Source organism: Marinomonas lutimaris, from assembly GCF_019426345.1.
Lineage (GTDB): Bacteria > Pseudomonadota > Gammaproteobacteria > Pseudomonadales > Marinomonadaceae > Marinomonas > Marinomonas lutimaris.
Genome location: NZ_JAHLLW010000001.1, coordinates 644,626 through 659,158, shown reverse-complemented (window position 1 = coordinate 659,158; position 14,533 = coordinate 644,626). Strand labels below are relative to the sequence as shown.

Annotated in this window: 13 protein-coding genes; 5 read left to right on the top strand and 8 right to left on the bottom strand. The window is 45.4% G+C overall.

Annotated features, from left to right (window positions below; all coding sequences use genetic code 11):
• Positions 1-76: 76 nt before the first annotated feature.
• A complete protein-coding gene (locus KPL72_RS02935) occupies positions 77-1,288 on the bottom strand; it encodes a Gfo/Idh/MocA family protein (protein WP_219701793.1) in 1,212 nt (403 codons plus the stop codon).
• Positions 1,289-1,391: 103 nt separating this feature from the next.
• Between KPL72_RS02935 and KPL72_RS02930 the strand changes: the two genes are divergently transcribed.
• Entirely contained in the window at positions 1,392-2,285 is an 894-nt protein-coding gene (locus KPL72_RS02930; RefSeq protein ID WP_219701792.1) for a LysR family transcriptional regulator, read from the top strand.
• 95 nt (positions 2,286-2,380) lie between these two features.
• Here KPL72_RS02930 and KPL72_RS02925 read toward each other — a convergent pair whose 3' ends face one another.
• Positions 2,381-3,451 (bottom strand): TRAP transporter substrate-binding protein, encoded by a 1,071-nt coding sequence (locus KPL72_RS02925; RefSeq protein ID WP_219701791.1) that lies wholly within the window; start codon positions 3,449-3,451, stop codon positions 2,381-2,383.
• Between the two features lie 240 nt (positions 3,452-3,691).
• On the opposite strand from KPL72_RS02925, the gene KPL72_RS02920 reads away from it, so the two are divergent.
• Positions 3,692-4,429: a GntR family transcriptional regulator gene (locus KPL72_RS02920; protein WP_219701790.1), complete on the top strand. Its 738-nt coding sequence runs from the start codon at positions 3,692-3,694 to the stop codon at positions 4,427-4,429.
• 81 nt (positions 4,430-4,510) lie between these two features.
• Here KPL72_RS02920 and KPL72_RS02915 read toward each other — a convergent pair whose 3' ends face one another.
• The 5 genes from KPL72_RS02915 to araD form a co-directional block, all read right to left on the bottom strand.
• Entirely contained in the window at positions 4,511-5,263 is a 753-nt protein-coding gene (locus KPL72_RS02915; RefSeq protein ID WP_219701789.1) for a TSUP family transporter, read from the bottom strand.
• Positions 5,264-5,326: 63 nt separating this feature from the next.
• Positions 5,327-6,613, bottom strand: coding sequence for a TRAP transporter large permease (locus KPL72_RS02910; RefSeq protein ID WP_219701788.1), 1,287 nt, complete (start codon positions 6,611-6,613; stop codon positions 5,327-5,329).
• Positions 6,614-6,616: 3 nt separating this feature from the next.
• Positions 6,617-7,165 (bottom strand): TRAP transporter small permease, encoded by a 549-nt coding sequence (locus KPL72_RS02905; protein WP_219701787.1) that lies wholly within the window; start codon positions 7,163-7,165, stop codon positions 6,617-6,619.
• 10 nt (positions 7,166-7,175) lie between these two features.
• Positions 7,176-7,943: an HpcH/HpaI aldolase family protein gene (locus tag KPL72_RS02900; RefSeq protein WP_219701786.1), complete on the bottom strand. Its 768-nt coding sequence runs from the start codon at positions 7,941-7,943 to the stop codon at positions 7,176-7,178.
• Complete coding sequence (gene araD, locus KPL72_RS02895; RefSeq protein ID WP_219701785.1) at positions 7,944-9,665, bottom strand: L-arabinonate dehydratase; 1,722 nt, start codon at positions 9,663-9,665, stop codon at positions 7,944-7,946.
• A 242-nt stretch (positions 9,666-9,907) separates the two neighbouring features.
• Here araD and KPL72_RS02890 point away from each other — a divergent pair, with 242 nt between their 5' ends.
• A complete protein-coding gene (locus KPL72_RS02890; RefSeq protein WP_219701784.1) occupies positions 9,908-11,368 on the top strand; it encodes an NAD-dependent succinate-semialdehyde dehydrogenase in 1,461 nt (486 codons plus the stop codon).
• A 76-nt stretch (positions 11,369-11,444) separates the two neighbouring features.
• The gene (locus tag KPL72_RS02885) at positions 11,445-12,209 is read left to right on the top strand and encodes an SDR family NAD(P)-dependent oxidoreductase (protein WP_219701783.1); all 765 of its coding nucleotides are present in this window, start codon (positions 11,445-11,447) and stop codon (positions 12,207-12,209) included.
• Positions 12,210-12,294: 85 nt separating this feature from the next.
• On the opposite strand, the gene KPL72_RS02880 is transcribed toward KPL72_RS02885, so the two are convergent.
• Positions 12,295-13,464, bottom strand: coding sequence for a lactonase family protein (locus KPL72_RS02880; protein ID WP_212917461.1), 1,170 nt, complete (start codon positions 13,462-13,464; stop codon positions 12,295-12,297).
• A gap of 290 nt (positions 13,465-13,754) precedes the next feature.
• Here KPL72_RS02880 and KPL72_RS02875 point away from each other — a divergent pair, with 290 nt between their 5' ends.
• Positions 13,755-14,423 carry a DsbA family oxidoreductase gene (locus KPL72_RS02875; RefSeq protein ID WP_219701782.1) on the top strand — a complete coding sequence of 223 codons (669 nt, stop codon included), beginning with the start codon at positions 13,755-13,757 and terminating at the stop codon, positions 14,421-14,423.
• The last annotated feature ends 110 nt before the right edge of the window (positions 14,424-14,533 follow it).

Here is a 14,533-nt window from a genome sequence, read left to right as displayed (position 1 = left end):
AACCCCCAATATTGGTTGTCCAACTATTGGGGGTCACTTCAGGGCTGGGCTAAGGTATACTTGGCTTTTCGGCTATTTAAAGATCAATCCCTTTAGATTTAAGCAGCTCTGCAACTTCGATAATTTTGCCGGTTTTTACTGACTCTTCCGCTGCACAACCCACCACAACAGACCAGAACCCTTCTTCGACAGTCGCGCTGTTGGTTTTTTTGCCAGCCATTTGATCGGCAAAAGCAATATGCTCGAACCAGGTTGCACCATTGTGGCCAGACGCTTCGATCAATTTAGGGTAGCTTGGCTGTGATGTTTTAGACGGACGATTCTGACCACAGAAAACTTCCATTTCGGTACGCAAACGCGCGTTTTCACTGAAGTCTTCAATTTCAGCCGCTTTTACACGACCTTCGTCACCACAGACCAGCAACTCTTCATGGAACATAGGCGCAAACATGCAAAGATTAAAGCCAGCACGAACACCATTTTCATATTCTACGGTAACAAACGCACTATCCAGAATGTCAGATTTTTCGCCTTTAAACTCGAAGTCACGGAAATTGGTAGACTGGGAACCATTAGCATAAACGCGTACTGGACGAGACTGGGCGAACAAATTCATCAAATCAAAGTAATGGCAGCATTTTTCCACCAGCGTACCGCCAGAGAATTTAGAGAACTTGTTCCACTGATTCACTTTATCAAGGAAGGGAATACGGTGTTCCATGATGTTGATCATCTTCACCTCACCGACCGCTTTGCGTTCTAGCACTTCATGAATGGCTTCGGAATAAATCGATTTATAGCGATACTGCAAGCCGATCTGCAACACAGCGCCATATTCTTTCGCCATTTTGGTGATTTCGTAGGCATCTTCTAACTTGGTCGCCATCGGCTTTTCCATGAAGATGTGCTTGCCCGATTTGATCGCTACTTTTAAAACATCAAGGTGAGTAAAGTTAGGCGTACAAATTAAAATACCGTCAACTTCAGGGTCATTACACGCGGCTTCTAGCGTTTTGTAGACTTTGAAGTCTTCATCAGTGATTTTCGCAAACTCTTCTTTTGCCACTTTTACGCTGCGCTCGTTTAGATCGAACACACCATGAATAGCAGAACGACCAACGCGAGTCGCCACGCGCATGTGTTCCATGCCAATCATGCCGCAACCTATCAGGTTCACACGAAACTGCGCTGGCTCTTTGGCGAAGAAGTGACGCTCCTCTTCATTGATGTAATGAAAGGCTGGGCCTGTGTAGCTAAAAAGCTGTCCGTCGATTTTTTCTCTGCTCATGGTGTCTCACCTAACTTAGAATTATTTTGTAAGGCTAAGATAGGAAAAGCACATCATTATGTCTAATATATGTTAATCACATGCTTAATATGAAAAAGATATCATGCGTTTTAGAAAACTAAAGTATTTTATTACCGTAGCGGAAGAGCTGCATTTTGGACGCGCAGCGGCTCGATTGCATATTGCCCAGCCACCGCTATCCCAACAAATCAAAGCCATTGAAGATGAAATTGGCGCCGTACTTTTTGAGCGTAGTAGCCAAAAAGTCTCTCTGACGCCTGCAGGAGAAGCCTTACTACCTCAAGCAAGGGCACTTTTACAGGACTGGGAAAAGATACAAGAACAAGTCCGTAGTGTTGCCAACGGCACCTCAGGCAACCTGTCACTTGGGTTTGTTTGGGCCGCTGGTACGCCGCATTTTTCCAAAGGCATTGCTCAGTTCAAACAAGACAATCATGGCGTGACGCTCAACCTAGAAGAAATGACCACGACCCATGCCTTGGATGCCCTAAGAACAGAGAAAATCGATTTGGCGATGATCTTCCTTAATCCCCTAATGGACATCACCGACCTAGAACACCAAGGCTATGAAACGCAAAAACACCTGCTCGCCTTGCCAGAGAATCATCCACTTGCGCAAAAAGAAAGTGTGCCTTTAAGTGACTTACACCAACTGCCGTTTATTTCATTTGTGAGACAAGCTCACCCATCTTTATACGACCAAATCATGCATCATCTGCATGCTGCCGGCGTAGAGCCTAATATTGTGCAAATCGCTCGGTTGACTCAAACAACCCGAACCCTAGTGGCCGCTGGTGTGGGCATCGCACTTGTTCCAGAATCCACACAATTCGACCAACGAGAAGGCTTAACTTACCGCCCGATTGATGGCGTGTTACCAGAGCTCGACATCCACTTTATATGGCGTAAAAACAGCCTAACGCCCTTGATGGAAAGATTAATCGCCCACCTTCAAGCGCAGGTGCCAAAACAATAAAACTCGACAATTATCAACACCAAACAACAGGCAAAAAAAAGCCAGTGCAAGCACTGGCCTAACGGAAAATCACAGTTCAGAAAGATTTATTAAGATTAGTTCTGCGCCATGTAAGCGTCATTAATAGATGCTTCACATGATTTAACCGCATTTTCTGTGGTTTCAACCCACTTAGCGCCATATTCATTAACGAACCAATCACGTACTGGTTTCGCCGCTTCTTGGAACTGCGCTTTTTCTTCTGCTGTCGGCGCATAAACCGTACCGCCAGATGCCTTAAACTCATTGTAGGCTTCAATCTGACGACGTTTTGGCATTACGGTTGTCACTTCACGTAACGCATCGAAACCATCCATCATGATGTGCTGAAGATCTTCTGGCATATCTTTCAAGGAGTCATTATTCATCCACCACATAGACGCCATATAACCGTGTCCATCAAGGGTCATGTATTTAATGTGTTCGTTAAACTTCATGCCCATAATATCGGTAATGCCATTTTTCGTGCCTTCCACCAAACCGGTTGCTAATGAGGTATACACTTCTGGCCAAGGCACTGCCGTTGGACTGCCACCCATGGCTTTCACAAGCTGCATTTGAATAGGAGAATTGATCGTGCGGATCTTCAAACCTTTCACGTCAGCAGGCGTTTTAATTTGCTTATTGGTTGTTGCAAAGTTACGCCAGCCTCCAGTATTACCAATGGTCATTAGACGCATAGAACCAGTTCGATCCAACAGCTCTTTGCGTAATGGCCCAACTAACATCTCGTTATTTAGCGCGCATTCAGCAACCCGGTCTGTAGGGAAAATATAAGGAATATCAATCGCCTGAATTTCTGGAAAAACATTCGCTAGGCCACCAGTTGTGGTATTAAATACTTGAATCAAGTTGGCTTGAAGCGCTTCGATACATTCTGTTGGGTTGCCACATAGCTGGCCACCAGAATAAATATTAACCTGAATACGACCGTTAGACTGCGCTTCGACATAGTCTTTCAATACCACCGCGCCGTCATAATCTTCATCACTGGTATTGGAAAGATGCACAATATTGAATTCATAATCCGCAGCCAATACAGGCAAAGCTGCAAGAGACAAACTCGCCGCCATGAGCGTTGGAACAAAAGCAGCTGTGGTCTTTTTTAGTAAATCGGTTTTTTTCATTTCGAAGGCTCCGTATTTTTTATTCTTGGATCACGTATTTTTATTCTGAGTCACGCAAGTAATCAAACAAACCAGCCGTTCATCTTTTAACGTATCGTCAGACGATAATTGATAGCAAATGAACGATTATATTGCTATAACTTGTTTTATATCTTATATAAGACACAAAGTGCAAGAAAAGAACAGATTTTTTTATCTCATTTGCGTATTCTAAGAGCAACAATCACAGCAGGTTAAGCCATGACAGACACTACACCGCAGCCATCACCTATCTTCAAACCTCTGTACAAACAGGTTCAAGAGTTGATTACAGAGAGAATTATTGAAGGTATTTGGAAGCCCGGTGAGGTATTACCGAGTGAGTTCCAACTGGCGGATCTACTCGGTGTCAGCCAAGGCACAGTCCGAAAAGCTCTTAACGCATTAACCGAAGACAATGTTTTATTTCGTCGCCAAGGCGTTGGCACATTTGTATCCGAACACACATTACAAAAAATGATGTTCCACTTTTTTCATTTTAAAAGTGATAACGGTGATGTTCCCGAACTGCCTTATGCGCAGTTACTCGAAATGCGATTGATCACACCGGATGATAAACTACGCACTCTTTTCGAACTGCCGCCAGAAGAAAAAGTCATTGAAATCCATCGTGTACGCTCAATAAAAAACACAGCCTCGATACGTGAGCTGATCTACCTTCCTCATCGTTACTTTACGGATTTAGATAAAGAGGAAAAACTGCCACATTCCTTGTATCACTACTATCAACAGCATTTTAATATTACCGTTCACAAAGCCACGGACAGACTAAAAGCCGTGTTAGCCGATGAACAAGACCAAAGCGTTTTAAACATCGCAGCAGGACAGCCTTTGCTAGAAGTAATGCGTACTGCTCGCGCATTAGACGGACGTACCGTGGAATACCGAATCAGCCGCGCCAACAGCGAAGACCTACATTATCTTGTCGAACTCAATTAACTAGCTCAATAAATTAACGAACAAAAAAGCGCATGACAGCAAGATCACGCGCTCTTGTCTATTTATTCAAACCTTTCCTATCTAACCCCCCTGCCACATCAAGCTAACACCCGACAATAGCAACAAGCTAAATGCCACGAAACGCATCGCTCTAGCGGAGATTGGAACGGGAAACTTTCTCGCAACTAAGGTCGCTATAACAACCACAGGAAAGCCAAGCGCACACAATAGCCACGTTTCAATATCAACGCCTTGAGTAAGGCTAACAGACCCCACACGCAATGCCGCCGTACAACAAAATATACCTAATAAGGTCGCGCGTATTCTGGCTTGGTCATCTGGCTGGCGATACATCATGAAGGTGATCGGCGGACCAAAAGTCGCAAACATGCCGCCCATTACCCCACCTATTACGCCGCTGACAGCAAAAGCCCCCGCAGAAGATTCTTTTCTCACCCTATGGGCTTGTAGCATCATCACCAAACTGCTGACGACAATACACAAACCTAAGCTAAATTTAAGCCAGCCTAATGCGTTCTCGCCAAGGTAACCAAGCAACCATACTCCAAGATATATTGCGGGTAGACAGGGTAGAATAAATCCCCAGAAAGCTCGAAGATTTACCTGTTTCCAATGCCCACCATAAAGCCCAATCCCCGCATTAATAAGACTTAACACACTCACCGCAAACGCTGTTACTTCAATGGGCGCTAAACCTAATGCCGACACACTACTCACAACAATCAATCCAAAAGCGAATCCCGTCGTCGCCTGAATGTAACTGCCGAGCGCAAAAAACAATAATAAAAGCAGGCTCGAACTATCCATAAGCATAAAAGCCTTCCTCGTCTCTTCTGTACTCAAACACACTTAAACTCGCCAGTGCTGCCCCCTTCATCAGGAGGCAAAACCGAGCAAACGAGGCAAGGTCATCGTTAATGCTGGGATATAGGTAATGAGCAAAATAACAAAGATATGGACCGCCAAATAAGGCAGCATTTCTCGGCTAATTGTCTCAACTCGCTCGCCACTTACACTGGATGCAACAAACAACACCAAACCCATAGGGGGCGTCGTTAAACCTATGGTTAAGTTGACACACATCACAATGGCAAAGTGCAATGGATCAATACCAAACTGCGTCACAATAGGGCCAAGAATAGGACCCAAAATAAGAATCGCCGGACCTGCGTCTAAGAACATACCGACAAACAACAGTAGCAAGTTAATAATCAGCAGTAGTAACAATGGATTCTCAGTAAGAGAAACCATGATTGCAGCGACTTTTTGTGGCGCGCCAGATAGACTGATCACCGAAGAAAACGCCACCGCACTGCCGACAAGGAACAAAATCACCGCAGACGATTTCGCCGTCGCGTAAAACAAGCTTGGCAAGCTACTCACTGTCATGGTTTTCGACATCAAGCTAACAGCCAAAGCGTAGGCAGCCGCGACAGCCGCCGCTTCTGTTGGTGTAAATACACCAGACAAAATACCGCCAAGCAAAATAACTGGCGTCAACAACGGCCAAAAAGCTTGCTTAACTGCCGTACCACGCTCTGACCAAGAAGCCTTTTCAGAGGCCACTTTATAGCCTCGACGACGTGCCAAAAACCACGTCATTGCCATTAGGCTAACCCCCACCAAAAAGCCTGGAACAAGACCGGCTGCAAACAAGCCACCAACCGACACGTTCATTACAAACGCATACAAGATCATGATGCCACTTGGTGGAATAATCGGCCCAATTACAGAAGACGCCGCTGTTACAGCTGCGGCGAAACGACGCGAGTAGCCATTCTTTTCCATCGCTGGAATCAGCATTTTTCCCAACGCTGAACAATCAGCTACAGCCGAACCGCTAAGACCGGCAAACAACATAGAAGATAAAATATTGATTTGCGCCAGACCACCACGCAAATGACCGATGAAGGCTTGACTTACTTGTACAAGCGACAAGGTAATGCCACTGCGGTTCATCACTTCACCTGCCAACATAAAAAACGGAATCGCCATCAAAGGAAAACTATCAATGCCGTTGTACAAACGTTGCGTCAGCAAGAGATAAAACATCTCTTTGCCTTCTAAAAACAGACTCAAACCCGGCGCAAACAACAAGGCAAACGCAACCGGCATCCCCAAAAACATGACAGAAAGCAAAATCCAGAAAAATGAAATGCCCATGGGTTATGCCTCGCTTTCGCTATCAGACAACACAAACTTGTCGTCACTAGATTCATTAAAAAGACGCACAGTACAAATCAAGAAAAACTCGATATACACCAGCATCATGACGCCAAAGCCAACTGGCATCGCCATATAAGACCAAGCTTTGGTAATCGGCAGCGCCGTTGCTAACATGCGCGTCCCTTTTAGAGCGAAATCTAAGCTTTTATTAAACGCGTAATACAGGACAATCCCAATCAACACATACAGCACAAGCTCTAGCAGCAAGCTCAAGCGTCTTGGTAAAGCCCCCAAAATAATATCGAGTGCCGCATGTTGCTTAGCACGAGACACCACTGGCAGAGTCAAAAACGTCATCCAAACCATCAGATAACGCGCCAACTCTTCCGACCAAGGTAATGAATCGTTAAGTACATAACGACAAAACACTTGAACGAGAATCGAAGCCGTCATCACTGCCACCGCTGTGATTGCCAGATACTTGAAAACGAACACGAAGGCAGAGTTTATCTGCCCCAGAAACGTTATTATTCTTGTTAATAAAAGCATAGAGACACCTTTATGAATTCTTCATTTGCGCCAAATGCGCCTTACACTGCCCCAGCATATTGGCTAGATCATTGGCAATCGACACAAAACTAAAGCCAACTTCTAACGCCCATTTTGCATCGTCAGGCGTAGGCATAACCGTTCCTACAGGAATCCCCGCTTGGTTACAGGCAGTCACACAAGCCACGATTTTGGCGCGCACATCAGGGTGATTAACCTGACCTGGCAAGCCCATTGTCATCGACAAATCTCCAGGACCAATGAATACTGCACTGACGCCTTCCACCTTGCCGATTTCTACCGCAAGCTCTAACGCTTCGACTGTTTCAAGCTGAGGAATCAAACACACTTGTTCATTGGCCGCTGCAGGATAATCTTCACGAGTGGTATAACGCGCCGCTCGGTGCATTTTGGCAAAGCCGCGCTTACCCAATGGCGGATACATGCTGGCTTGAACAATGGCTTTTGCCTCTTCAACCGATTCAACAAATGGAAAATACAAGGTCATACCGCCCTGATCCAATACTTGTTTAATGGCAATCGGATCGTGGCTTGGCATACGAACTACCGCTGCGGTTGGCGTTTGCTCAACCGCACGCAAAATCGGCGTAGTGTCATGAATGCTGGCAGGGCTGTGTTCTAAATCCACCACCAAATAGTCATAGTTCAAAAACGCCATAGCCTCTGCGACCGTTGGGCTACCAGACAGAGTCCAGCCACCAACCAACTTCTGACCATCCAGTAAACGCTGTTTAAATGGGTTAATCGTCTTGCTCATTTAGAATATCTCCGGTTCATCGATGACAGCGTCACCTTGTAAAAAGTCAAAGTCGCACCCTTGGTTTGCTTGGGTGACATGGGTTGAGAACATAGCGCCATAACCACGCGCAAACTTTGGTGGTGGTGGTGCCCAAGCCGCTTTACGAGCCGCCATTTCTTCATCACTAATTTCTAAATTCAGCGTGCGTTTTTCCACGTCCAAGGCGATCCAGTCGCCGGTCTGAACAAAGGCCAGCGGCCCGCCAACATAAGATTCAGGCGCAACGTGTAAAATACAGGTGCCGTAATGGGTGCCGCTCATGCGTGCATCTGAAATACGCACCATGTCACGCACGCCTTTCTGCAAAAGCTTTTTCGGAATCGGTAACCCACCCCATTCAGGCATACCCGGACCGCCTATTGGCCCAGCATTTTTAAGCACTAAAACGGTATTCTCATCCACATCAAGGTCAGGGTCGTCGATCTGCGCCGTCATTTGAGCGTGGTTTTCAAACACCAAGGCTTTACCGCGATGATTTAACAAATGCGGGGACGCCGCAGAGGGTTTGCATACCGCACCATCTGGGCATAGGTTTCCAGTGATCACACCAATCGTACCGCGGTCGTTTACTGGGTTATCTAGAGAACGAATCACATCCTCGTTGTAGATTTCGACGCCATCCAAGTTCTCACCCAAAGTACGACCATTCACGTTACCTTGATCCAGATGCAAGAAATCTTTAAGACGCGTTAATAAAGCCGGCAAGCCACCCGCGTAGAACAGGTCTTCCATTAGGTATTCGCCCGCGGGCATAAGATTGGCGATGACCGGCACTTTTCGCGCCCATTCATCAAACAAAGACATAGGTAAATCAATGCCTGCACGCCCAGCCATGGCGATTAAATGGATAATGCCATTGGTGGAACCACCCAGCGCGACATAGGTGACAATGGCGTTTTCAAAAGCTTCTTTTGTGGCTAGGGATTTAGGCGTTAGGTCTTCAAACACCATTTTGGTAATGCGCTCACCGGCCAAAGAACACAGACGTTGATGAGCCGAATCGGCCGCAGGAATGGTAGCAGAACCGGGTAAGCAAAAACCCAACACTTCGGCCATAGAGGTTAACGAAGACGCCGTACCCATGGTGTTACAGGTTCCCACAGAACGGGTCATTTTTGCTTCCAATTCAAGCCAGTCTTCATCACTCAAATTACCGGCACGTTTTTCATCCCAATATTTTCGAGTATGAGTGCCCGTACCAATTTTTTCGCCTTTGAAATTACCGTTTAGACTGGCGCCTGCGGGAATATAAATAGCAGGAATATTCATACTGATGGCGCCCATCAATAGGCCCGGTGTGGTTTTGTCACAACCGCCCATTAAAATCGCGCCATCAATCGGGTGACTACGCAGCAGCTCTTCCGTTTCCATCGCAAGAAAGTTTCGGTACATCATGGTAGTTGGCTTTACCATCACTTCACCAAGTGACATGGCAGGCATTTCTAATGGGTAACCGCCGGCACGAATAATGCCTTCTTTAACAAACTGGGCACGTTCTCTAAGGTGAGTATGACAAGTACTGATGTCGCTCCAGGTATTGATGATGCCAATAACTGGGCGATTCATGAAATCGCTGCGCTTGTATCCAGTCTGTTGCGTACGTTGTCGATGCGCAAAAGCTCGCATATTGTCAGGAGCAAACCAACGCTGACTGCGCAGGTCTTCGATACGTTTTGCCATGATGCTGTCCTGTTCTTACAGTGTTTATTTTTATCGTTTAACCGCTTGACCAACGATGCTTGTTTACGGCTTCTTCAAACTTATGATATAACTCTTATATAAGACATAAGAGAAGTCAAGAACTATCCCATTACTCAGTAAAAATAGTGAGCAAAAACAGCGACAAAAAAAATAATCACTTGAAACAGACAAAATCGTAACAACCTAAAAATAAGACGTATTCAATAACGAGAGGTAACGCAATGCTTAAACTAAAGAACAAAGCACTCCTACAAACAAAATGTTTAATCAATGGAGAGTGGGTCGAATCTTCAGAAGGCAGCACGCTAGATGTATTTAACCCTGCAAATGGTGAATTAGTAGCAACTGTTGCGACCGTTGGTGCTGCGCAAACACAACAAGCGATTGCCGCTGCCGAAGCCGCTCAGAAAACATGGAAAAAGAAAACCGCCAAAGAACGCGCGGCATTGTTACGTCGCTGGCACGACCTATTAATGGAAAACCAAGAAGACTTAGCGAAGCTCATGACCGCTGAGCAAGGCAAGCCTTTAGCAGAATCTCGTGGTGAAATCGGCTACGCGGCATCTTTCATTGAATGGTTCGCCGAAGAAGGCAAGCGCATTTATGGCGACATGATTCCAACTTACGCACCAGACCGTCGTATCTTGGTAATGAAAGAACCGGTTGGCGTGTGTGCTGCTATTACGCCCTGGAACTTTCCTGCTGCCATGATCACTCGTAAAGCAGGTCCAGCACTTGCGGCAGGTTGTACCATGATCATCAAGCCCGCCTCCGAAACCCCATTAAGCGCATTGGCCATGGGCGTGCTAGCGATTGAAGCCGGCATTCCAGCGGGGGTTATTAATATCGTTGTGGGTAAAGCGAGCACCATCGCCAAAACCCTAACGGACTCATCCGTTGTTCGTAAGCTGACATTCACAGGTTCTACGCCTATCGGTAAATTACTGATGAAAGACTGCGCTGACACTATGAAAAAAGTCTCTCTTGAACTGGGCGGTAATGCACCTTTTGTTGTGTTTGACGATGCCAACATCGATGACGCGGTGGCGGGTGCCATGATGTCTAAATACCGTAATGCTGGCCAAACCTGTGTTTGTGCAAACCGCATTTATGTTCAAGCAGGTGTATACGACACCTTTGTCGAGAAATTCGCCGCGCAAGTTGCAGCAATGAAAGTTGGCCACGGTACTGAAAGCGGTGTAGAACAAGGCCCGCTGATTAACCGTGCTGCGGTCGATAAGGTGGACGAACACGTACAAGACGCGATCAGCAAAGGCGGTAAAATCATCACTGGTGGTAAACATCATGAATTGGGTGACAACTTCTATCAGCCAACCGTTATCGCCAACGCAACACAAGACATGCTGTTTGCCAAAGAAGAAACCTTTGGTCCTTTGGCACCCGTCTTCAAGTTTGAAACAGAAGACGATGTCATCGCCATGGCAAATGACACCGAATACGGCCTAGCGTCTTATTTCTACTCTCGCGATATTGGTCGTATTTTCCGCGTAGCAGAAGCACTAGAAACAGGCTTAGTCGGAGTGAATGCTGGCGTCATCGCTACAGAAGTTGCGCCATTTGGTGGCTATAAAGAATCCGGTCTTGGCCGTGAAGGCTCTAAATACGGCATTGAAGACTACATCAACACTAAATACGTTTGTGTTGCCGGTTTAGATAAATAGCAGATAAATTAAAACTTGTAGGGTGTGTTCATGTCACCATGAGCACACCCATTGTTTGTCGATCGGAGAATAATACATGCCGACATTAACCAACCAATACCCTTCCTTAAAAGACAAAGTCGTGTTTATCACTGGCGGTGGTTCAGGGATTGGCGAATTCCTTGTTCATCACTTTATGAAACAAGGCGCACATGTGGCGTACATCGATATTGATGACGCTAGCTCTACGGCGTTAAACCAAAAACTGGCCGACGAATTCAAAGTGACGCCTTGGTTTAGAAAAGTCGACGTGCGCGACATTGCGGCTTTGCAATCCGCCATTGACGATGCAGCACAAGAGCTTGGCCACTTAGACGTATTGATCAATAACGCGGGCAAAGATGACCGTCATAAAATCGAAGACGTCACACCGGAATACTGGGATAACTGCCTAAACATCAACATGCGCCCGCATTTCTTTGGCATGCAAGCGGCCGCTAAATGGATGAAAGAAGGCGCGAGCATTATCAATATGGGCTCCATCAGTTGGATGCGTGGCCGTGCTGGTATGGTGGGCTACACTACATCAAAAGGTGCGATCCACACAATGACACGCACCATGGCACGAGAGCTTGGCCCTCGCGGCATTCGAGTCAATTCCATTGTTCCTGGTGCGGTAGTAACAGAACGCCAAAAAGCACTTTGGTTAACGCCTGAATTGGATCAAGAATTTATCGATGTGCAGTCGCTGAAATTCCGTATTGAGCCAGACGATATTGTCGCCATGGCCCTATTCCTTGCCTCTCAGGACAGCCGCGCTTGTGCTGGTCAAAACTTTATCGTGGATGCAGGGATTGTTTAACCGCCATCACTAATAAAACAGCATCCTTTCTACTCTGTATAAACTAGAGAGTTGGCGGGATGCTTTTTTACTTATCCTGCAGCTATCAAAAGTCAACAATCTCGACCCAATTTGCCCCACTGCCAGTTGGAACTTCATCGATTTTGGTCAATTCGCCCGTCTTCTCATTAATATGATACAAGCCTAAATTGGCATCTTTCTCACCAGACACCACCATAAACTGACCATCATTACTGATAGCGAACCCACGAGGCTGTTGCTCGACTTGAGTCATTTTTTGGTAGCTTGGCAGCCCTGTATTTTGATCAATCGACAAGGTTGCAATGATGCTTTTGGTTCGTTCAGATACATACAAAAAGCGACCATCCGCTGACAAATGCATATCAGCGGCCCACACTTTAGGGTGATCATTACTGGCTTTCATAGAAGGTGGCACACCGTTTTCCAAAGACAAGGCTTTTGCAGGAACACCTTCACTTTCGCCTTTGAGTGTCAACAACCCTGTCTTGATATCAAAAGCATACGTGGTTACCGTTCCTGACAGCTCTCCAAGAACATAGACGTATTGACCATCTTTAGAAAAGACAAAATGCCTCGGTCCGGCATACTGCTCGGTTTTTACTGCCGCTGGCGTATTGGGCGTTAATTTCCCAGTTTGCGAATCAAATCGATACTGCATAATTTGGTCGTCACCCAAACTAGAAGAAAATACAAAACGATTATCTGGGCTGGCATGAATAGCGTGAGCATTACGCCCCGTGTTTAATACTTGTTGTGCACCGCTGGTCACTACGCCTGTCTTATTGATAGGACTAACACTGATCAAATTGCCACCGTAAGAAGCTGCAAATAAAAACCGTCCCGATTTATCCGTATCAATATTCGCCATACTCGAAGGTAAGTTCGCTTCACCTTCCTCAGCTAAATCCCCTGAAGCAGGATCAATGCGATAAGAGATAATACGAAAAGGTTCAGAACGAATAGATGCGTATAAATGAGACTTATCTGGACTGACTGATAACGGCATTACATTATTACCGGTTTTTGTGCTGCCAAGAGGCACTAACTTAATCTGTTTGCCATCTACCTGCTTGTTATCTAGAAGGTACCGAGTGATCGTGCTGTCTTTTGCATTGGAAACATACACATACTGACTCGCATTGGTATTCTGAGACATCATTCCTAATCCTGTTGCGCTCATAAACAGTAATGCTCCAGAGAACATGCCATTCATTGATTTGTTAAATATCGTCATTTTTATTTTTATCCTTGCCGAGCTAAACAAAAGCCTTTTGTGGAGCTGAACAGAAAGCACCATACCCGCAGCCCAAGATGTATAACATCATACAATAAAAGAATCAGCAACAAACTTTTTATGATCATGACAGGTCTATTCTTCGTTAGCTTACTCAGTATTGTGTAAATTATGAGCAACGATAATCACTATTGAAAAAACTCACTTTTAATCCTTTGCCTTGCCCCAATTTATTTTCTCAATATGCGATTTTTAACTTTGTCTTTTTAATATTGAGAATGGAAAACATCATGAAAGAATCATTAGATATTCAGTTTATCTCAGATGTCATGTGTCCTTGGTGCGTGATTGGTTTAGGCAACTTAAGTAAAGCGCTTGAAGAGCTAAAAGATAAAGTCGACGCAACCGTTACGTATCGCCCCTTCGAGCTTAATCCAGATATGCCAGCAGAAGGTCAAAATCTAAACGAGCACATCGCAGAAAAGTACGGTGTTAATCAAGAGCAATCAGACCAAAACAGAGAAATGATCCAAGCCCGAGGTAAAGAAGTCGATTTTGATTTCAACTTCACTTCGGAAAGTCGCATGCGTAACTCTTTTGACGCACATCGCCTACTACATTGGGCACATCTAGAAGGCAAACAAGCGGAACTTAAAGTGGCGTTATTTAAAGCGCATTTCACTCATAATCAAGACATCAGTAACTACCAAACACTTGCCAACCTAGCTGCCAGTGTTAACTTAGACCTCGCCGCAGCCAAAGGCATTTTGGAGAATGGCTATTTTGCTGAAGAAGTGCGCTTACAAGAACAACAATGGCAGCAAAATGGCATCACATCCGTTCCGACTGTCATCATCAACAACGCCTACGCTATTTCTGGTGGACAGCCAGCAGAAGTGTTTAAAAGTGCGATTGAAGAGATTCTCGAAAAAGAGAAAGTGGCTGTTCAAGAAGTTTAAGTCAACTGTATTTTTCACCGCAAAAGCAGAAAGCCCCATATGAAGTGAAATCCAATACTGGACAAACTATATGGGGCTTTTTATTAAATAAATTTAAACTATCGCGCTAC